Below are 20,898 nucleotides of genomic sequence, written 5' to 3'. Positions count from 1 at the left end.
GTACGAAATTCCGGAACAACGATCAGGGGTGACCGGGTGGCATCGGATTCAACGGAGCTGCGGATCGCCGCGCTGGAGCGGCGCGTCGAGCAGTTGGAAACGGCGGCAGGCCGGGGCAGCGGTGGGTCAGGCACCGGTCGAGCAGCCGGAAGCGAAGCGTTGGGGCTGCTCGACCGGCTACGTGAGCAGCGTGCCGAGGCCTCCGGAGAGCCGACGGAGACCGGCTCGATCACCTATGCGGGGGCAGCCGGGTTCGGCCGCCGCGAATACCAGTGGGTCATGGAGCATCGCGTCCAGGATCTCGCCGCCGCCGACTGGGCAGCCGCCGCCGGCACGCTCGAATCCCTCGGCAGCCCGGCACGCCTGGCCCTGCTCGCCGCACTGCTCGGCGCGCCACGCACCCGTACGCAGCTGCAGGAGGTGCTCGGCGAAAGTTCGACCGGACATCTCTACCACCATCTGCGCGTCCTACAGACGGCCGGCCTGCTCGCCCAGCCCCGCCGTGGCGAGTACGAGCTGACCCCGCGAGCAGTCATCCCTCTGCTGACCATCATCGCCGCAACTTCCGACCTCGACACCGGCGGCCAACCGCCGCCAGCGCAGGAGGAGCGGTGAGCCGGCACCAGGGGCTGCTGCCGAGTGGGTCCGCCCGCGCCGCGTGGCGGGCGTGGACCCGGGGAGACGTCAGCGAGGTCGAACGGCTGGCGGCGCAGGTGAGCCCTCGGCAACGCGCGCACCTGCTGTTCCTCACCGACTACGTGTGCGGACGCTACGAACAGGCGCTGGCACACCACGCGACGCTGCGACCAGGGCCGCTGGGCTTCAGGCGGTTGGACGGGCTCGTCGCGCAGGCACTGCTGCATCTGGACAGACCAGCCGAAGCGGCGGCGTACCTGCGCCGGCGACGGCCGCGACGACCGACACCGCCGGACCTTCAGCTGCGAGTGGACCACCCGCTGACAAGCAGCCTCGGCCGCACCACGACGCTGCCGTTCGCCGACCACGCGTTGGCGCCGTACCTGCCGGCGGTGGCCGCGACCATCGACGGCCACCAGGTGAACGCCGTCATCGACACCGGCGGGCCTTTCATCGTCATGGGCACCCCGCGCGCCGACGCGCTCGGCATCCGGCTCGTCGCCACCGGCCGGCAGCACCACGGCACCACCCGCACCGACAGCTACACCGGCCTCGCCCACGAGCTGACCCTCGGCGACGCCACGCTGACCAACGTGCCCGTCGAGGCGATGCCCACGTTGAAAGGCGGCCAGGATGTAGTGGTCATCGGCACCAACGTCCTGCAACGGTTCCTCACCACCGTCGACTACCCCGGCGAACGGCTGCTCCTGTCGCCCCGTCGCGACCCCGACGGGTCAGCCACGCATCAGGCGTTGCTCGGCAGTTGGCCCGAGGCCGCACGCATTCCGTTCCACCTGTGGAGCGACCATTACATGTTCGCCCGTGGCGGTTTCGGCGACCGCCAGGATCTCAACTACTTCATCGACTCCGGGCTCGCGTACGTCGTCCGGGGCGACGACGGATCGCCGCCCCGGCAGGCCTGCCTGTACGCGACAGCCCGGCGGTACCGCTCCTGGGGAGTCCCCCGTGCCCGCGCCGCCGGCCCGCACTTCGACACCGACGCACCTATCTCACTCGGCCCGCTGCGGCAGCAGCGGCAGTTCGTAGCCACCGCACCGGGTAGACGTGCACCGTGGGCGTCGTTCGGCGGCGTACGGATCGACGGTCTGCTGTCGCACGCCTTCCTGAGCAGGTACGCCTGGACCATCGACTTCGACCGGCACGAGTACGCCTTCCGCCAGCCGGCCCAGCTCTCGTGAGGCAGGGCGGCAAAGCAAGCCCGGCTAGATCTCGGCTGAATCGCCTGCGTCTGGCAACGCCACCATGCGGCGGCGAAAGCGGGCCAGGCAAAGTCGGCACACCCTGGGTAACGGTGGTGGCGGTACCTCGTCTTTGTGGGTCAGTTCTGGCCGGGGCTTGCTACGGGTAGTCCTGCTTCCTTGGCATGGTCGAGCAGCCGCCGGTCGTAGGTTACGAAGGCAGTGAGTGCCGTGCCGGACTCGTTGGTCAGCACCTGGGCGGTGGCCAGGTGGATGGCGTCGAGGCTGCGGAGCGTCGGCTCGGCGAACGCGGCTGCGGTCGCCCGAATCGTGCTGTCGATCTCGAGTCGGAACAGCCGTCCGACGGCAGCCGGCACGCCGATCAACGCTTGCGGAGCTGCTCGGCGCAGCGCTCTGGGCACTTCCACCTCGACGAGAGCGGAGGAGACCAGCGGCACATCGTCGTGCTTGTTGAGCCAGGAGACAAGGTCGGCGCTGCACACCTCCTGCCGAACCAGCTTGACGACGGCAGCTGAATCGAGATAGATCACCAGCGCTCCTCGTCACGCATCGCGACAAGCGAGGCGGCCACGTCCACATCCTCGTCACCGAGCTTCGGGGGAAGCGGCACAGAGCCGCCGCCGGTGGGGGCGACGGCTCGCCCCGCCGCTACCAGCTTCGCCAACACCGACCGGTCGTCGCCTACCGGAACAAGTCGGGCAATCGGGTGTCCGCGGTCGGTGATCTCGACAGTCTCGCCACCACTCACCCGAGCCAACACCTGACTCGTGTTCTGATTCAGCTCTCGGACACCGATACGCTCCATGGACACGAGTGTAGAACTAGATGTTCTACGTTTCCAGCTCCTGGTGATCCGGCGACAGCAGACAGCCGGTCGGCCGTCACCCGCCTCGTTTCCGCCTCGGCCGTCGCGGTTACCGAGCCGGGTGCAGAGCAGGCGTGGTCAGCTCGGGAAGCGACCGCGGCGCCACTGCCAGTGGCGGCCGGCGGACAGGTGGTCGACGACGGCGCGTTGCAGAACGGTACGGCGTGGTAGCGCGTCGAGCGGCGTGCTCAGGGTGCGGAACACGAACCGCAGCACCTCGACGTCGGCGTCCGGCCCGTCCTGCTCCTGGTACGGCTCCAGCTCGAACCGGCGCTGGAACCGGACGATGTTCGAGTCCGCCGGCAGGTACTCCCGCAGTTGCGGGTCGAGCAGCCACGACCCGCAGGCGAACGCCGCGTACCGCCCGTCGGGGAAGTGCCGGGGGAAGAACGCGCGGGCCGCGTCGAGTGACGCGCTGACCGCCTCCGGGGTCAGCGGCCCCGCGTCGGGGATGTGCAGTTCGATGGCGGTGTCGCTGCGGTGGTGCTGCAGCCGGCCCAGCTCGTAGAGGCCGCCGCGCACGTGCAGGGTCAGCCAGGCCTGCATCACCGGCCAGCCCTCGCCACGCATCCGCCGGTCGATGGCGAGGTTGCGGCCCAGGTCCGCGAGGGTCGCCCAGGACACGGCGTCGGCGATGCCGTGGGCGCGGTGGTACGCCCGGACGACGTCGACCAGGGCCAGGTACGCGTACACGTAGAGGTGCCGCCAGGCGGGTCCCCGGTCGCGGGGCAGCTCCGGGCCGGGTGCCAGCCAGCCGTAGCCGCCGAGGTCGGCCCGGACCAGGGCGATCGTCCGGTCGAGCAGCCAGCGCAGCTCCGGAGTCCACAGCGGCGAGTCGGGATCCGGCCAGCCGGCCATGATTTCGGCGGCGTCGTCCGGCCGCACCGCGAGCCGGTCCAGGATCGCGGGCGCGTCGGCCCTGGCCGGCAGCGGAGCCGACGGCCGGTCACCGGCGAGCCGGTGCACCCGCTCGACGTCGGCGACGGGCACCCCGAGCCGGGCGGCGGTCTCGTCCAGGTTCACCCGGACGACGCTACCGCCCAGGCCGCAGTTACCGGCGTGCTGCGGGCGACTCGCCTCCGGCAACTGCGCTGCCCGGTGCGGCGGTCAGGGAATTCGGGCGACCGCACCGTACACCGACACGTCGGCTGCCGCCGGACGTGGCTGGTCCTGCTCGTCGGCGCGCCAGTCGCTCACCACCCCGATCCCGGGTGGTACGAGGTCCAGGCCCTCCACCAGCGCGGCGAACTCGGCGCGTTCCCGGGGCCAGATGTCGGTCTGCCCGGCAGCCAGCATCCGGTCGTAGACCGCTGCGATCGGTGCCGGGAGGAAGTCCTTGGTCGCGTTGCTGACGACCAGGTAGCTGCCCGGCGGCAGCGCGTCGACAAGCTCGGCGACGACCGGTGCGGCCGCCCCTCGACCCGGCAGGAAGTGCAGTACCGCGACGAGCATCAGCCCGACCGGCTTGGACAGGTCCAGGGTGGCGAGCAGGTCGGGATGGTTGAGGATCTTGCCGGGCTCGCGCAGATCGGCCTCGATGTAGGACGTTCTGCCCTGGGTGGTGCTGGTCAGCAGGGCCCTGGCGTGCACCATCACCATCGGATCGTTGTCGACGTACACCACCCGCGACTCCGGCGCGATCGCCTGGGCGATCTCGTGCGTGTTGTCCGCGGTGGGCAGGCCGGTGCCGATGTCGAGGAACTGCCTGATCCCGGCCTCGGCGGCCAGGAACCGGGTCGCCCGGCCGAGGAAGCGGCGGTTTTCTCGCGCCGCGATCGGCGCGCTCGGCCAGGCCGCCGCGATCTGGTCCGCCGAGGCCCGATCGACGGCGAAGTTGTCCTTCCCACCGAGCCAGTAGTTGTATCGGCGGGCCGGATGCGGCACCGAGGTGTCGAGCCGGTCGAACAGCGTTGCGTCGTGGTCGGCCATGAGAACCTCCGGAACCCAGTTGAGTACGCCGGGCCGTCGGCTGTCGCGCCGACGGCCAACGGGCGACCGAGCTTACTGGACGGTTTACTGTGTGCTGGCCCGGCGGGCGCACCGTCGTCCCGCGACAGCCGTCAAGCCGGCAGCGTACCGCGCGGCAACTACCGTCGAACAGGCGAGGTGATCGCCTGTAGTTCGCTGGCGACCTCGGCGATCAGGTCGGTGAGCGAGTCGCGGTTGCCGGGCTCGACCCAGCGGGTGTACGCGACCCGGAACACGGTGACACCCGACTCGGTGGCCAGGGTCGCCGCGGTCTGGTCAAGGCCCTTGGCGCACAGCGCGGCAACGACCGCGGCCGCCAGCGAGCCCATCTTACGCAGCTCACGTTCCTGCAGCTCGGGACTGCTCTCGATGATGGTCTGGCGCACCCGGACCAGCTCGAGACGGTCGGCGAAGATCTCCTCCGCCACTTGACGGAACGCGGCGACGACCGCTTCGAAGGGGGCGGCGTCCGTCTCGGTCACCGCCTTGACGAGCAGGTCCTCCAGTTGCTCGCTGCCGCCGAACAGCGCCTCGCGTTTGTCGCCGAAGAGCCGGTAGAAGGTGCGTTTGTCGAGGCCGGCACGGGTGGCGATGTCGGTGACCGTGGTCTGTTCGAAGCCGCGTTCACGGAACAGCTCGAAGGCGGCCGCCTCCAGGCGGCCGCGTGCGTCCGGTTGCCAGCGGGCCATGCCGCGATGGTATCCGATGTCACACTACGACATCTTCTTGATCCAGCCATGTCGCCTAGTGACATCACAAGGTAGGGTGATGTCACTAGGCGACATCGGCACTCACGAAGGAACACCAACATGCGCGTATTCGTCACAGGCGCCTCCGGCCACCTCGGCTCGGCGGTCGTGCCGGCCCTGATCTCCGCCGGACACGACGTCGTCGGCCTGGCCCGCTCCGAAGCATCCGCTACCGCGATCGAGAAACTGGGTGCCGGGACGCGTCGCGCCGACCTGTCCGACCTCGACGTTCTGCGCACCGAAGCGAACGCCGCCGACGGCGTCATCCACCTGGCGTTCCGTCACGACCTACTGCTCACCGGCGACCTGACCGGCGCCGCCGGTGCCGACCTGGCCGCCCTCCACGCACTCGCCGACGGTCTGAGCGGCTCCGGCAAACCGCTGGTCGGCACGGGCGGCACAGCCATGCTCGCGATGGGCGGACTCGTCGGCCGCCCCGGCACTGAACACGACGCTCTCCCGAGCGGCTACCGGGTCGACGCGGAGAACTTCGTGATCGGCCTCGCCTCCCACGACGTGCGCTCCTGCGTCGTCCGGCTCGCTCCGACGGTGCACAGCCCGCTCGACCGCAACGGTTTCGTCACCGTCCTCGTCGCCGCCGCCCGGCAGCACGGGTACGCGGCGTACGTCGGCGAAGGCACCAACCGGTGGCCGGCCGTGCACACGCTCGACGCGGCCGACCTCTACCGGCTCGCCCTCGAAAAGGCCCCGGCCGGCTCCCGCCTGCACGCCGCCGCCGACGAAGGAGTCCCCTTCCGACAGATCGCCGCCGCCATCGCCCGCAACCTCGACGTGCCGGTCCGCAGCATCAGCCCCGAGGAAGCCGACGACTACTTCGGCTTCCTCGGGCCGTTCGCCCAACTGGACAATCCGACGTCGGCCGCGATCACCCGGGAACTCCTGGGCTGGTCCCCCAGCCGCCCCGGCCTGATCGCCGACCTGCACGACGGGCACTACTTCCAGGCGTGACGTCCCCGACGCGACCAACGCTCAGCCGAGGTCCTCGGGATCCGGGGTGAGCCGGTCGCGGGCTGCCGCGTTGAACCTGGTCGTACCGAGGCCGTGCTCGACGGCGAGCTCGGTGAGGTCGCCGAGCAGTTCATCGTCCGGGCCGACCTGGTCCAGGTAGTCCATGGTTTCGCGGGCCAGGTCGGACTCCAGGTTCCAGAGCTGGTCGCTGATCGCGGTGAGCGCGGCGGACCAGGCCGCAACAGACTGACTCGGCGCCAGTTCCCACGACTCGAGTTCGGCGGCGAGAATCCGGTGCCGGTCGGCCAAATCGGACACCCACAGCGGCTGCTCGGTCAGTTGCCCGGGTCGCGCCACCGGGACGGCGGCGGTTCGCAGCGCGAACGCCCGCCGCAGGTCTTCCCCGTCGGTGGTGGTCGGCGTGATGTCGCTGAGATAGCTGCGGGCGGCCGCCCGCTCGGGGTCGGCGTAGGCGCGGTCGAACGCCTCGTCGATCTCGGCGATCCGGGCCGCCAGCACCTCGACAGCGGCGGCGGGCAGGCCCTGCTGCTCGGCCGCCCACCCGGCCCAGGCGGTGACGGCGGCACTGAGCCCGGCCCGCTGGGCAAGGGTCAGTTCGAAGGTACGTGGGACGTGTTCGCCGAGGACGTGTCCGAGCCAGACCGGCCCGATCCGGGTCGGCGCCGAACCGTCCGTCCCGGTGGAACCGGCCAGGACCTGCGCCCAGAACCGCAGGACGTCGCCGTCGACGCCCGGCAGGGGTGCGGTGGCGGCCAGGAACCCGTCGACCGCCGCAGCCCGGTCCGCCCGGGTGTGGCGGGCCGGCTCGACCGGTTCGGGCTGTGGGAGCAGGTCGACCCGCTGCGCCACGATCGGCAGCCAGGCCCGGCTCTCGGCCGGCAGGTCAGAACTGACTCGCCGGAGCACGCCGGCCAACGCCCCGGACGCCCACGCCAGGGTGGTCTCTTCCAGGATCACCGGGCCGGCGGCGGTGGCGGCGGACTTTTCCAGCACCTCCCGCAGCGCGTCGACGCTTCGAGACAGGTGGACCACGCTGACCGCGGGGGTGGGGCAGGTGGCGATCTCGACGAGGATGCCGTGTTCGGCGGCGTCGCCGAGGTAGCCGAAGGTCACCAGCACGGCCTCCTGATCACCGAAGGCGTCCCGGTAGCGCCACGCCCGCCGTGGGTCCACCTTGCCGAGCCGCTCGGCCCATGCCGGAAACGGCACTCCATGCCGGGCCAGGTCGGTCAGCGCCTTCCCCGTGACCAGGCCGGGCATCAGGTGGTTCACGGCGGCGACGAACGCCGCCACGTGCGGTCTCGGCCGCCGGTTCGCGATGGAGAGCGCCCCCATCGCCAGCCCGATCGACCCCGACGGTTGGGTCTGGTCGAACCTGGCCAGCAGCTGCGCGGTGTGGATTTCCACGTCCATGGGGTCGGCCCGGTCGCCGAACTCACGGAACGACTCAGCCTCGGCGGCGACCACGTCGGCGCTGGACTCGGCAAGTTCCATCAGCCCATCGATCGCCTGCCTGACCTGGTCGGCGACCGGCTCGGCCGGCCAGCTGCCGTCACCCGCCAGCACGGTGAACGTGTTGCCGGGTCCGCCGGGCCGGATCTCGTCGAGAGTGGCCGTGTGGCGCCACCTCCGGCCGTGGCCGTGAAAGTAGTGGAACTGGTCGCCGAGTTCGGTGGCGATCGACACCAGCCGTTCCCCGTCCGCCGGGACACCACGCTGGCCAGACCCGGGCGCGACGATCGTGTACTCGTCGGTGCGGAAGGCGTACGACCCCTCACCGGGCAGCTCGAAGGCCTCCTGAAGCATCCGGTGGGCCCGATCCAGCGGGGTGTTCGACGGGATGGCAACCCGCCGCCACACCCGCTGCGCCACCCCGTCGAGCTCGACGGTGAGCACCAGCGACGCCGGGTCGGCCGGTTCGACCGCCAGGAACGACGGTGCCGCGCAGCACCTCTTGTACTTGCGGCCGGAGCCGCACCAGCACCCGGCGTTGCGCTCCGGCGGCCAGGCGACGGTGTCGGCGCCCTGCTCACCGAGCCAGCCCACGAAACCCAGCCGGGTCTGCCGGCTGGTCGGGTCCTGGCCGGTCTGTTCCGCGTACGCCAGCAGGCCGGGCACGTCCAGCGCGACGATCCGGATCGGGCCTCGGCCGTCGGTGGACAGGGCCTGCAGCTGCTGTTGAATCTCGCGGCGGTAGTCCGCGTGGTCCCGGTAGTTGGTGGCGTCCAGCAGGCCGCGCTCCCACGCCTGCTCGTAGGCCGAGGGTGGAAAGTACGCCATCTGTCGGACGGCCGTGATCGGCATGCTCGGGTCCTCGTAGCTGTTCGGAGTGGTCGGGGTCGGACCGGCCGGCTCGGTCAGTGGGTGAGCCAGGCCAGGTCTTCCTGGGCGCGGCGGCGGGCCTCGCGTTCGCGATCGAAGAGCGCGTCGGTCTTGCGCAGCACCAGAGTGTACGGTCGCCCGCTGCGCCGGGTCTGATGGTCGACCGGCAGGTCGGCCTGGTCGATGCGGGAGTGGACGTGGCGGCGGCGCTGCTCGGCCAGCGGCCACTCGAAGGTGCGGCGCGCCGGATCGCCGAGGAACGCCACCAAGGTGGTGCACAGCTCGCAGTCGCATCCCTTGGGCAGTTCCACCGACCAGTCGTCGGCGGCCCGAACTGGCCTGGCGAGCCGCTGCTCGAGCCGCCGGGCGGCGTGCGCGGTGAGGGTGTCGAGGCCGGTCACCTGCTGCCCCGCCTGGTCCGCTGCGGTCGCGCGGGTGGCCCGCAGCGTCGACATCGCGCAGCCAAGCACGTCGTCCTCGTCTTGACAGAGGAACTCGACCGGCCCGTCAGCCAGGTCAGCCGTACCGAGGCTGGCGGCACCAGCCAGGACGACGGCGATCTGCGGCCCCAGGTCCGCGAGGTACCTGCGCCGGTCGCGGGCCGCCGGGTAGCTGAGCAGTCCTCGGGCCCGGCCGTGCAGCTCGGACCAGACACCGGCCACCAGCAGCCGGCCGACCAGCACACCCCCGGCGTCGGAGGTGGCCCGCAGCGCCGCGCACATCGCGGGCAGCGATGCCAGCCAGTCCGGGGTCTGCTTGTCGAACAGCGACGAACGGGACAGCCAGTTCCGGCCGAACCAGCCGTTGACCCGATCCCGGGCCCAGGACTCGCCGTAGCGGGTGGCGAGGCGGGCGAGCACCGGGGCGTCGGCCGGCGCCAGCGCCTCCACCCGCAGCGGCGCGAGCAGCATGGCAGCCAGGTCCGGCTCGTCGAGCTCCCAGGCGACCGCCAGTGCCCGCCCGGCAACAAGCTCACCGGCCGCCGGGGTGACCCGCCAGAACGAGGCGAGCGTGGCGGCGCTGCTCCGGGCACCGGCGACGTCCCCGGCCCGCAGCAGACCGGCGAGCCGGTCGAGGGCCCAGCCTGGCGACGCCTGCGCACGGATCGCGAAGGTCCACCGACGTGGCCACACGACGATCGCCGCCCGGCGGTACCACCGGTCCAACGTGTTGCCGTAGTTGCCCATGTACCCCTCGTACTCCGACGATTGGGGCGACAGGTTCGCGGTGGGCGTCGTGGCACACACCTCGTCGTCGGAAACCCGCAGCGACGTCGGCACCACCTCGCCGGACTCGTCCAGCCAGCAGTCGAGGGTCATCGACGAGTCGATGAGCTCTTCGAGCTCGTACTTGCCCGACCCGCTCCCGCCGCTGGGTTCCTCGTCGTTCCGATACCGGCCGTACCGACTCCGGCCCCGACCCCAGCGGCCCCATGATTCCTCGGGGTCGAGGGCGCTCCAGGTCTCCTGCAGCTCCGCCAACGCCAGGGTGACCTCACAACCGGCGGCCTGCGCGGCCGCCCGCACCGCTGCGGCACGTCCGACGTCGTCGCCCTTGAGCCGGTCCCAGCCCAACGCCCGCTGGGTGTACTCGTGGTCCAGCAGGTAGACCAGCCGGGCGGGCCCGTCGGCCGATTCCGCGAAGTGATCGTCCAGGCAGCCGGTCAACTCGGTGACCAGGTCCTGGCCCAGCGAGCCGGCGGCCAGGGTGACCGGGTCACCGGCGAGCAACAGGTTGTAGGTCAACACGATCCGGTGGCCCGTCGTCACCGGCGACACCTGGTGCCGACAGTCGGCGTAGAACGCGACGAAGGTCAGCTCGTCCGGTGACGATTCGTAGCTCCCGGTCCGGCCGGCGTGCTCGATCGACAGCACGCCGCCGGCCGACTCCGACGGCAACGTCACCACCAGGGTGCCGATCATCGCATCAGCCTTCTCCGAATCCTGATGTGGCGCGAAGAACTGGCCGGGCGCGTACACCAGCATCGAGTGCAGCTCGGCGACCAGCTCGCACCCCTGCGGCAGGCCGAGGTCGGCCCGGAGCTGGTCCAGCATCGGGTGGAGCGTCTCGTGCCACCGCTGTTCGTCGATGTCGACGAGGCTCGTCGGGACTTCCCACGTGTCGCGCACCCCGGCGTCCGTCAGCGTCTGCTCACCCTTGCCGAACCTGGCCGGCCGGCCAACTGAGCACAGCTGCTTCGCCTGCTCGGCGGCCGCCGGCAAGGCGATCGGCCCGACACCGCGCACCGCGAGCCTCAGACCATGGGGTGACGCGGTACGACGTGCGCTGAACGCGCCAGCCGGGCCAACGGTGCCCAGTAGCGCGGCCAGTCGGTCAGGCGGGGTAACGGGGGATGCTGGCACGCGCAGACTCTAGGCCAGACAATCCGGTAGGGCCACTCGCACGTCCGTTCAGCGGACAACCGGTGCGACAGTCGACTATGGGCAGGATGATCACGCGCTACTGGGCACCGGACAGGTCGGCGAGGAGGGTGTCGAGGACCAGCTCCTCCTCGACCCGCGTACCGTGCCGGCTCATCGCAGCGGTCAGCTCCGCGTCCCAGCCGGCGTCGACCGGCCGGCCGGTCAGCGTCCCCGACACGGCGCCCACCACGGCCGCGCCCGCCACCGCCGCCCGGTACGCGGCGGCGTCGTAGCGCCACGGCTGCCACGGCACCCGGGAGCGCAACAGGTTGGCGATCCGTACCCCGCCCCAGTCAAAGTCGCCGTGGTAGCGCAACCGCGCGCCACCGGCCGTCAGGCCGGTCAGCAGCCGCAGCGCCGCCGTGCTCGGCTGGCCGTTGACGCAGACCAGCGGCGGACACTCCGGACCGAGCAGGTCGGCCGCCGCGGCCAGCACCGTCGGGTTCTCGCAGACGTGGACGGTGCCGGCCGGGAAAGTCGACCGCTCCCGGCCGAGTTGGCGCAGGGTCAGCACTAGCGGCTCACCGGCCGTCGCGGCGGGCGCCGTCAGGGCGGACAGCCGGCTGCCCGGACTCGCCACGACGTTGAGCGTCAGTACGGTCGACGATAGTTCGTCGACAAGGACACCGGCGCTGTCCCACAGCGCCCGCCGCCGCTGCGCCGGGGACGTCGGTTCGTCGTCCCCGGGCCACCAGACGGCCCGCACCGCCGACAGTACGAGGGTGGCCAGTGGACGGTCGGCGTCGAGGGCGTGCGCGTCGCCGGTGGTCTGCGCGGCGAGCCGGGCCAACGGAGCACCGTCGGCAGGCAACGCCGCCAGCACCGCGACCAGGTGTTCGACGAGCCGGGCCGCCGCGTCCGGCGTACCGGACAGTCGGCGGGCCAGCGCGACCGTGGTGCGGTCGCCGCACCAGTCGGCCAGGTGCGGCGCGCGGCGGCCGAGCCGGTCCAACGGCTCCAGCACGGTACGCCATGCGGCGTCGGCGGCGGCGCGGACCTCGGCGGTCACCGGCACCGGCCCGAGGAGGGTCTCGACGGCGGCGGCCAGCCCGTCCGGGTGCAGGCCGCTGCGGCGGACCACCTGGTCGAGGTCGTCGAGGTTGACCGTCAGCGAGGTGCCCCGGGCGGGTGGCCGCCCAAGCAGCCGTTGCACCGCCAGCCGCTCGGCCGGTGTCGGCTGGCTCAGCGAGATCGTGCCGGCCAGCGGCCGGCCGTGGGCCATCCGCTGGCGGACCCGCTGCACGACCCGTTCGGTGTCGGCCCCGCCGAGCTGCCGGCGCAGCCGATCGAGATCCGGCCCAACCACATCGAGATCCGGCCCAACCACATCGCCGTCCGGTCCGGTCACTCGGCGGACCACAGAGCGGGCTGCTCCGAGCCGTCAGGTCCGGTCGGGTCCGGTCGGGTCGGGTCGGGTTCGCCGTCCGGGCGGGTCGGTCGCTGCTGCGGTACCGCCAGCTCGACCCGAGGCATCCGGTGCCGTTCCCGCCCGTCCCACCGCCACGGGGTGACCAGGACGGCGTCGATGCCGTCGTGCCGGGCCAGCTGCGCGATGCCCAGTCCGGGCACCTGCGGATAGCAGCCCCACTCCCGTTCGCTGGTCATCACCACGTCCAGGTCGAAGGTGGCGAGCAGCCCGAGGCACTTGGCCCGGGAGTCGTCGTCGACCCCGGCGAACGCCTCGTCGAGGGCGATCAGCCGCGGCGCGTGCGCATTGCCCGCCGACCCGTAGTACGAGGACGCGGCGGCGAACAGTGGGATGCTGGCGGCCAGCACCCGTTCACCACCGGAGGCCGGGCCGGTGGCCGGCCGCCACTGCCCGTCCTGGTGGCGTTGGATTGCGAACTCGTGCCAGGCCCGGTAGTCCAACGCCCGGGTGAGCTGCTCGTGCCAGGTCGCCGCCTCGTCGCGCAGCCGTTCCCGGCTGATCTGTTCCTGCAGGAACGCGCCGATCGCTCGACGGTCGGCGTCGTTCCAGACGTCGGTGCTCTGCCGCAGCTGCCGGGCGCGCAGCTCGGCCAGGCCGGGCGGGGCGTCGCGGGTGGGCCGCCACAGCAGCCGCAGCCGCATGCCGGTGGAGGTGGGCCGCTCCTCCAGCTCGCCGTTCATCGTCGCAACCTGCTGCTCGGCGCCGGCGACCAGCTCCTGCAACGCTCCGGCGACCTCGTTGACCAGGTGGGTCTCCAGCACCTCCCGCTCGTGGGCGGAGAGCACCCGCTGCCGTTCGTCGATCTCGGTGACCAGGGCGGCGGACAGGTCCGCGACGGAGCGGCCGTGCCCCTGGAACACCACCTCCACGATCATGGTGTCCTCGCGGACGGCGGGCAGCACCTGGTGTCCGTGCCGGGACAGGCTGTCGGTGAGCACCTTCATGTCCAGGCTGACCTGGTGCTGGATCCGTTCCCAGGGACGGTCACCGTCGTCGACGTCGGCGAGCAGCCGGTCGACGCCGCGCGCCACGGCCACCGCCGGGGTCGTCGCCCACGGCTGTCGGGTGTCCGGTAGTTCCTGCTCGGGGCAGGCCAGGGCGATCAGGCCGGTGTCGGCGAAGGCCCGCAGCACTTCGACGGCGGCGTCCCGGGTGGCGGTGGCCCCGTCGAGTTCCTCGGTCAGCCGGTCCCGTCGCCCGTCGGCGTCGCCCCGGGCACCCCAGGCGTCGCGTTCGCGCTGCCGGGTCTCCCGGCTTTCCCGCTGGCACTCCTGCTCGGCGTCGGCCACCTCGCGGAGCTGGCGTTCCAGGTCGGCGACGGTCGCGCCGGCGGTCGCGTCCAACGTCTCGAACTCCACCCGGGCCAGCCGGGCCGCCTCGGCCGCCTCGGCCGCCTCGATCGCGGCCGGTTCGAGCTTCTCCTGCTTCTCCTCGTAGGTGCGGGACGCCTCAGCGCGGCGGCGCGTCGCATCGCGTACCCCGGTCAGGGTGGGCCACCAGGCGGCCAACGTCACCTGGTAGTCCTGCAGCCCGTCGCGAACCTCCGCCAGCCCGTCGGCGTCGTGTGGCAGACCCACGTCGTCGGCGAACTCGGTCGCCTCGGCCAGCGCCGTCTGCGCCGCCGAGACCGCCGTACGGTGCCTCGCCGCCGCCTCGTCACGTCGGCAGGCGGTGTCCCGGCGCAACTGGTGGGCGCCACGGACCAGGGTGTGCGCCTCGCGTAGTGGCTGGTCGGAGGGGAGACTCTCGGTCTCGTGGCCGACCGCCCGCCGACGTTCGTCCAGTCTGGTGCGTTGCTCGGCGAGGTCGGCCGACACGGCAGCGAGTTCGTCGGACTCGGCGCGCAGCGCAGCGATCCGGGCCCGGCGGGCCGCTTCCCGGGCGCCGTCGCCGATGTGCTCCGCGTCCGGTTTGGTCCACCGCCCGGTGACGACGCCGATGCCGAAGCCGCCGTCGGTGTCGGCCCAGGTCGCCGCACCGGACTCCGCGCCGAGGCCGATCGCGGCGAGGACGGCGGCGACGGTCGGCCCGGTCAGCGCGGCGGCGTGCGGGTCGGCGTCGTCGATGGCCGGACGCAGCAGCGTCCCGAGGTTCGTCGCCACCTCGTCGGTTGGTCGCAGCAGCGCGTCGCCGCTGTCCGGGTCGCGGACCGTGCCGTCCGGGTCGATCCACGCGTCGAGCACCCCGGCGGCTTCCAGCGCCGCCTCGATGCCGGCACGCACCTGCGGCGGCACGCCTTCAACGAAGTCGACGACCCGCCACAGTGGTGCGCCGGGCCGGTCGAGGCGCAGCTGCGGGGACCGGGTGTGCGGTGCCGGTGGCGGCTGGTGCGCCCCGTCGGTCAGCCGACGCAGCTCGGCGTCGATCTCCCCGACCCGGTCGGCGACCCGCCGTTGCTCGGCCTCCACCGCCGCGTCGGCGCGGGCGATCGCCTCGGCGGCTGCCCGGCTGGCGGCGGTCACCTCCCGGGCGGCCGGGTTGTCCCCGTCGAGGGTGCTCACCCAGGAGTCGAGCCGGCCGAGCACCGCCTCCGGGTCGGCGATAGACAGCTCGACCAGCCCGGTCAGGTACTCGCCGGTGCGCCGTACCAGGGTTTCGCCCTGTTCGGCGGCGGCGGTCTCGGCGTCGGTGACCGCCTCGTCGGCCGCCGCCACCTCGGCGTCCAGCCGGTCGACCTCCTCCCGGGCGCGGTCTGCGAGGGTTCGGGCCGACTCGGCGGCCGCGCGGAGCCGATCGAGGGTACGCAGCGCGGCCCGCCGATCCTGGACCAGCTGGCCGGCGGCCCGGCGCGCCTCGTCGAGCCCATGGGCGGAGTCGTCCGGCAGGGCGGCGAGGACCCGGTCACGGTGCCGGTCGGCGATCCGCGCCGCCGCCGCACCGCCGGCCACCCGGGTACGGGCCGCAGCCTCGTCCCGCTGGGCCGACTGAAGCTCCTGCGCCGTCTGCTCGGCGGTTCGCCGGGTCCGGGCCGCCTCCGCCTCGACGTCACGCAGGCGTTTGGCCTGCTGGTCGGCGAACGTCGCCCGCTGATCGGCCGCCTCCCGCAGCCGACGCAGATGCTCGGCGGTACGCGCCTCGGGGCTTTCCGCCAGCGCCCGTCGGCGCGCCTGCAGCTCGGTGGCGCGCGCGTCCAGCTCGGCCAGTCTGACCTCGGCCTGACGTACCGCCCGGTCGGCCTGCTCGTGCGCCCGCTGCGCGTCGCCCAGCTCGCGGCCCAGTTGCTCGTACCGGCTGTGCTGCTGCCGCAGCACCGCGGCCTTGCGTTTCGTCGCGATCCGCGCGTACTGCCGATAGCGGGTGAGGAAGTCGTCGGCGGCCTTCTTCGTCTCGCGCAGCTCGGTCAGCGTCTCCCGCTCGTCGTCGAGACCCCGGAACGCCTCGGCGACCTGGGCGATCAGGTTCTCGTCCAGCGGCGGTAGCGCGTCGCCGAGCGCCCGGGACAGGGTCTTCTCGTCCGGACGCTTGGACAGCTGCGGCTGCCGCAGCTTGATCAGCAGGGACACCAGCGCGTCGTACCGGTCGCCCAGGCCGAACAGTGCCTCGTCGACCGCCCGCCGGTAGTCGACGGCCCGGTCGTAGAGCATCCCCACCGGGCCGATCGCGTCCCGCAGCCGGTCCCGGGTCGCCGCCGTACCGGTGGGGGTGAGCAGCTGCAGATCGGCGCCGACCCGTTGGCTGGTGACGAAGTACCAGTGCCGGGCGATTCCGCGCCCGGCCACCGCCTTCAGTCCGCAGCCGATGGTCAGGTACCGGGCGGTGCCGTCGGCGTCGCGGCGGCCGAACTCCAGCCAGGTGTAGCCGGTCCGCTCCGGGTGCGGGTGCCGTCCACCGAGCAACAGGTTCCACTCCATCCGCTTGTGCGGATCCCCGTCGGGCTCCACTCGGTACGGTGTCAGCTCACCGTCCAGCAGGAACGGTACGGTCAACGCGAGGACCTTCGACTTGCCGGTGCCGTTGTTGCCCCGCAGCAGCAGACTGCCGCCGTGGAAGTGGAACTCCTCCTGGTCGTAGTAGAAGATGTCCACCAGCCCGGCCCGCAGTGGCTGCCACCGTTCCCGGTCCGGCACCGGCAGCTCCCGGTCCAGCATGGACGTCGGTGCGGCGGTGGTGGCTGCGGCGGTCACGGTGACGGTTACCTCCTCAGGGCGGCGGGACGGCTCTGGCGGATCGTCGGCTCCGCCAGGGCGTAACGGGCGATCGCCGGGCGGGCGACGACCAGCGGGTCCTCGGCCGGTTCGACCGTGATCAGTTTCAGGGCACGCAGCGCGTCCAACGCGGTGGCGACCAGTTCGACCTCGGCGCCCGGATCGGTGGCGTGTTTGCGCCAGTACGACCGGTGCGCCCGGGCCAGCTCGCGGGTGTGCCGGTGCAGCTCGCTGACCCGCAGGCCGCCTGTGCCCGCCGCGCCGGCACCGGCCGCCGCGATCCGCTCCGCCAGCAGCAGCGTCAGGTGGCTCTGCATCCCCTCGGCCGGCATCCGGACGTCGGTCAGCTCGTCGGCCGGATCCACCATCGCGACCCCTTCGGCCCGTACCTCGCCAACCAATCCGGTCAGTTGGGTGATCCGGTTCAGGATGGCGTACCGCTGGCTGGTCAGATAGGCCAGCTCGGCCTCGGTCAGCTCGTCGTAGTAGACGACCGGCTGTTCGAGCAGCAGCCGGGTGAGCCGGTGCCGCAGCGCCCGGTTGCGGGCATCCTCGACATCGGGCACCACCTCGACGGTCAGCGCCGCCAGCCGGCCGTCCGGTGCCACGTCACCGATCATCGACGGGCCGCGGCTGCTGGCCAGCAGGCCGGCGATCACCCGCCGGTCAACGTCGTAGAGCACGTCACCACTGGTGCCGAGGTACGCGTCCTCGTGGCCGGCCACCCGGCGCAGCACCCCCCAGTGCAGCAGCAGCCGGACCACCGCCACCATGTCGGCCCGCCGCTCCCGCCGGTCCAGGGCGAACGTGAACCCCGTGGCGGCCAGCGCCGGATCGGCGGCGGCAAGCACCACGTCCTCGGCCAGCCGGCCCAGGGTGATCTGCCCGTCGGCGCGTTCCAGCGCGGCCAGGGCGAGGCAGGTCAACACGTACCGTTGCCGGGAGAACGGGGTCCTGGCCTTCGGATCCCGGGCCGGGTGGGTCTGGTCCTGTGGGTCGGCGGTCAGCTTCATCAGCCGGATCGTCTGGGCGTCGGCGACCAGCCGCCACCCGGTCTCCCGGTCGAACCACTCGCGCAGCTCTACGGCGTACGTGCGGACCAGCCGGAACTCGGCGTCCGGGGTCAGCCCGGCGACCAGCAGCGGGCGGGCGAGCAGCAGCCGGGCGGCCCGCTGCAGCCGGCCCGAGGAGTCGCCCTCGGCCGGGCCGCGCGCCCTCACCCGGCCGCCCCGACCGCCGCGAGGTCGGCTCCGGCAGAGAGCGGGCCGGCAGAGACCAGGTCGGCTCCGGTCGGAGCCAGGTCGGTTATGTCGACCAGATGCTCCGGCCCGGTGAGCACCCCGTCGGCGGTGACGATCCGCACCGGCGGCGCCCCGTCGACGCGGACCAGACGTACCCGTAGCGTGCCGTCGGAGGTGGTGGTGGTCACCTCCGTGGCGTCCGGCCGCCGGGCCGCCAGCGCGTCGCCCAGCAGATGGAGAAAGAGCCGGAACTCGGCGGTGTCCAGTTCACCGAGGCGCGACAGTGGGACGGGCCCGTCAGTGGCCAACGCCGCTCGGGCGCGGGCCGTCTGGGTCGTCTCCCGCTCGGCACGTTCGGCCAACTGCCGCCGCTGCGCGGATCGGTCCAGCACCCGGCTCGGCGAGCCACGCCGCTCGTACGATCCGGTTTTGCGCAGTCGAGGGCTGATCTCCAGCCGGGGTGCCTGGGCCCACGACGTCGATGCCGGCACCGGTCGCTGCTCGACCGCGGCCAGGGTCTCGGTCGTCACGGTCAGGTGCCGCACCGGCGACAGGCCGAACGCGGTGTGCCACAGCCGGTGCGCGGCCTCGTCGTCGGAGGCCTGCGCGAACCACAATGCGAGCGACCGGAAGTCGGCCGACCGGTCCGACCGGCCGGCCCGACGTTCGTTGATCGACGCCACCGCGCCGAGCAGCTGCCGGATCGCGCCGATGGCGGCGGTACGCAGCAGCCGTGCCTGGGACTGCCGGCTGGCGTCGCCGCTGACGAACCAGTCCCGCAGCCCGTCCCAGCGTTGCTGCCAGACCACCCGCGCCTGGTGCAGTGCCCGGTCGTCGGCGTCCTCGCCGGGTGCGGCGTCGACGGCCTCCCGGCGGGCCACTATCTCCAGCAGCGGGCGTACCCCGGTCGCCTCGATCCGGTGGGCCAGGTTGGCGATCTCCGCGCCCCGGTTGGCGAGATCGGCGATGAACCGTTCGAGGTACGCGATCAGCTGTTCCTTGTACGCGAGGAAGGCCGCCACGTCGGCGTCGGCGAAGTCGACGGCCCGCCGCAGCGACGCCATGAACGCCTGCGCGTTGTCGGCCAGCCCGGTGAACCGGTCGACCAGGCTCAGCATCAGCAGGTGGGTCTTCGCCGGGTCGGGCGCGGACCCGGCGGCGGCCTCGGTGGCGATGCCCAGCAGGGCGCGCAGCTGGTCGGCGATGTCGGACAGCGCCACCGACTGCAGGGCGCCGCGTCGGCCGATCGCCTCCTCGTACGTGGCGATGGCCTGCTCGGCGGCGTGGCCGTGCGCGCTCAACTGGTAGAGGTAGCGGGCGCGGTGGAAGTCTTCCACGGTGGTGACCCGTCCGGTGTCCGGGTCGGCCCGCAGGTTGCCCCACTCGGCGAGCTGGGCCAGCGCCGCCGCGACGGCCTCCAGCGACACCCCGGGGCCGATCTCGGCCAGGACGTCCTCCGGCCGCAGATGCACGGTGAACCGACGTTTCGCGCGGATGAAGGCGTCCAGCACGTCCCGGTACAGGGTGACATTCTGCGCCTGCAGGTGCGCGAACGGCTGAGCGGCCGGTGCGGTACCGGTGGACATCCCGCCATCATCGCAGACCCGGATCGGACCACGACGCACACAGCGGGCTCGTGGTTGCCGCGCCGGATGCTGCAGCGCGGGACGCGCTCGCCGGCCCGGTGGTGGAGGTGAACCAGGTGACCAGCCCTTGACGAGGGCTGCCGGAGCATCCTGGCGCTGCCCGATCGCGGCCTTCGGCTACCGAGACACCTGCGGCACCAGGTCAAGCAGCACGAACCGAACTGCCTCACCCCACGGCAGCGGGCCGACGGCTACCTGCTCACCTGCGTGGACCGGCCGATGTCGAAGGTCACCCTGAACATCGCGGGCCTGTGACCGGGCGACCCGACCGACCGGTCTGATGTCGCTGGTCGACTGTGCGGTCAGCTACGACGCCCTCCATGCCGGGCACAGCACGGACGGTCGGACGCAGGCCAACCCGATGGTCGAGTGCCCGACCGTACCGGACCGGCTGCCGGCCGTACCGGCGCAGGCAGCGGCCGAGGTCGACCAGAATCTGAGCCTCCGGCAGATCGCCGAGGCCAACGAACGGTTGTTGACCACAGCCGGCGAGGGCGGCCCGAACTTCGCCCAGAACGCGATCGTGGGGCCGCTGCGGGACAAGCGGCGGGCCGCCCTCGAACGGATCGAGATCGCGATCGGCCGGCACGCGGCGCGGCCGACCGGGCTGACCCGGCTGGCGTCCTGCACCTTGCTCGGGCCGGGCAGCGGCGACAACAGCGGATCCGGTGACAACGGCACTGATGGGGGCGACCAACGGTGGGCCGGCGACGGAGCCGACGGCCCGGACGCTGAACTGTCGGCGCTGCCCGTCCCCGCCGCCCGCCGCGCCGGTCCCCCTCTGGTGACCGGGCTGGTCCAGCCCGGTCACCAGCAAGGCGGAGTCACCGACAGGGCCGGGAGATCACCAGGGGATGCTGCCGTCGTCGTTGACGAACGTGCCGGTCGGGCCGCCGTCGGGCAGGGTGGCCAGCCGGATCGGGGTGGCAGCGGCCTCCTGGACCGGACGCCCGACACCGCCGGTGAAGTCGGTGGCGACCAGCCCCGGACAGGCCGTGTTGATCAGGATGTCGGTGCCGGCGAGTTGCCGCACGTAGTGCACGGTGACCGCGTTGAGGTACGTCTTCGTCGGCGAGTAGGCCGCCATGATCGGGCCGACGTTGATCTCCGGGTCCGACTGCCAGGTCAGTGAGCCGACGCTGCTGGAGATGTTGACGATGCGCGGCGACGGCGACCGGCGCAGCAGCGGCAGCATCGCGTTGGTCACGCGGATCACGCCGTACACGTTGGTGTCGACGACCTGGCGGACCGCGTCGAGGTCGAG

At 72.4% G+C, this 20,898-nt stretch carries 14 protein-coding genes and 1 pseudogene; 3 read left to right on the top strand and 12 right to left on the bottom strand.

Annotated features, from left to right (window positions below; translation table 11 throughout):
• Positions 1-36: 36 nt before the first annotated feature.
• Both O7553_RS00075 and O7553_RS00070 read left to right on the top strand, forming a co-directional pair.
• A complete protein-coding gene (locus tag O7553_RS00075; RefSeq protein ID WP_281552879.1) occupies positions 37-615 on the top strand; it encodes a helix-turn-helix domain-containing protein in 579 nt (192 codons plus the stop codon).
• Positions 612-1,835, top strand: a complete 1,224-nt coding sequence (locus O7553_RS00070; protein ID WP_281552878.1) for a retropepsin-like aspartic protease — start codon at positions 612-614, stop codon at positions 1,833-1,835. Before O7553_RS00075 ends, O7553_RS00070 begins: the two co-directional genes overlap by 4 nt.
• A gap of 140 nt (positions 1,836-1,975) precedes the next feature.
• Here O7553_RS00070 and O7553_RS00065 read toward each other — a convergent pair whose 3' ends face one another.
• The 5 genes from O7553_RS00065 to O7553_RS00045 form a co-directional block, all read right to left on the bottom strand.
• Positions 1,976-2,386, bottom strand: a complete 411-nt coding sequence (locus O7553_RS00065; RefSeq protein WP_281552877.1) for a type II toxin-antitoxin system VapC family toxin — start codon at positions 2,384-2,386, stop codon at positions 1,976-1,978.
• Positions 2,383-2,661: a type II toxin-antitoxin system prevent-host-death family antitoxin gene (locus O7553_RS00060; RefSeq protein WP_281552875.1), complete on the bottom strand. Its 279-nt coding sequence runs from the start codon at positions 2,659-2,661 to the stop codon at positions 2,383-2,385. Before O7553_RS00060 ends, O7553_RS00065 begins: the two co-directional genes overlap by 4 nt.
• 138 nt (positions 2,662-2,799) lie before the next feature.
• Positions 2,800-3,744 carry an acyltransferase domain-containing protein gene (locus tag O7553_RS00055; RefSeq protein ID WP_281552874.1) on the bottom strand — a complete coding sequence of 315 codons (945 nt, stop codon included), beginning with the start codon at positions 3,742-3,744 and terminating at the stop codon, positions 2,800-2,802.
• Between the two features lie 84 nt (positions 3,745-3,828).
• Positions 3,829-4,650 carry an SAM-dependent methyltransferase gene (locus O7553_RS00050; RefSeq protein WP_281552873.1) on the bottom strand — a complete coding sequence of 274 codons (822 nt, stop codon included), beginning with the start codon at positions 4,648-4,650 and terminating at the stop codon, positions 3,829-3,831.
• A gap of 158 nt (positions 4,651-4,808) precedes the next feature.
• On the bottom strand, positions 4,809-5,378 hold the full coding sequence (locus tag O7553_RS00045; protein WP_281552872.1) for a TetR family transcriptional regulator: 570 nt from the start codon (positions 5,376-5,378) through the stop codon (positions 4,809-4,811).
• Positions 5,379-5,498: 120 nt separating this feature from the next.
• On the opposite strand from O7553_RS00045, the gene O7553_RS00040 reads away from it, so the two are divergent.
• On the top strand, positions 5,499-6,407 hold the full coding sequence (locus tag O7553_RS00040; protein WP_281552871.1) for an SDR family oxidoreductase: 909 nt from the start codon (positions 5,499-5,501) through the stop codon (positions 6,405-6,407).
• Positions 6,408-6,428: 21 nt separating this feature from the next.
• Here the strand turns inward: O7553_RS00040 and O7553_RS00035 are convergent, their stop codons facing one another.
• From O7553_RS00035 to O7553_RS00005, 7 genes and pseudogenes are all read right to left on the bottom strand, one after another.
• The gene (locus O7553_RS00035) at positions 6,429-8,732 is read right to left on the bottom strand and encodes an SEC-C metal-binding domain-containing protein (RefSeq protein ID WP_281552870.1); all 2,304 of its coding nucleotides are present in this window, start codon (positions 8,730-8,732) and stop codon (positions 6,429-6,431) included.
• Between the two features lie 53 nt (positions 8,733-8,785).
• The gene (locus O7553_RS00030) at positions 8,786-11,113 is read right to left on the bottom strand and encodes a 2OG-Fe(II) oxygenase (RefSeq protein ID WP_281552869.1); all 2,328 of its coding nucleotides are present in this window, start codon (positions 11,111-11,113) and stop codon (positions 8,786-8,788) included.
• A gap of 97 nt (positions 11,114-11,210) precedes the next feature.
• Positions 11,211-12,521 carry a TIGR02679 family protein gene (locus O7553_RS00025; protein WP_281552868.1) on the bottom strand — a complete coding sequence of 437 codons (1,311 nt, stop codon included), beginning with the start codon at positions 12,519-12,521 and terminating at the stop codon, positions 11,211-11,213.
• Complete coding sequence (locus tag O7553_RS00020) at positions 12,518-16,726, bottom strand: TIGR02680 family protein (protein ID WP_281552867.1); 4,209 nt, start codon at positions 16,724-16,726, stop codon at positions 12,518-12,520. Before O7553_RS00020 ends, O7553_RS00025 begins: the two co-directional genes overlap by 4 nt.
• Positions 16,727-16,734: 8 nt before the next feature.
• A complete protein-coding gene (locus O7553_RS00015; RefSeq protein WP_281552866.1) occupies positions 16,735-17,967 on the bottom strand; it encodes a TIGR02678 family protein in 1,233 nt (410 codons plus the stop codon).
• Entirely contained in the window at positions 17,964-19,574 is a 1,611-nt protein-coding gene (locus O7553_RS00010) for a TIGR02677 family protein (RefSeq protein WP_281552865.1), read from the bottom strand. Before O7553_RS00010 ends, O7553_RS00015 begins: the two co-directional genes overlap by 4 nt.
• A 904-nt stretch (positions 19,575-20,478) precedes the next feature.
• A pseudogene (locus O7553_RS00005) lies at positions 20,479-20,883 on the bottom strand (SDR family NAD(P)-dependent oxidoreductase); the annotation flags it as partial.
• Between the last annotated feature and the right edge of the window lie 15 nt (positions 20,884-20,898).

It is taken from the genome of Solwaraspora sp. WMMA2059, from assembly GCF_027497315.1.
In the GTDB taxonomy this organism is placed as follows: domain Bacteria; phylum Actinomycetota; class Actinomycetes; order Mycobacteriales; family Micromonosporaceae; genus Micromonospora_E.
Note: the sequence above shows the minus strand (reverse complement) of the source record. Positions and strands in the feature narration are given on the sequence as shown.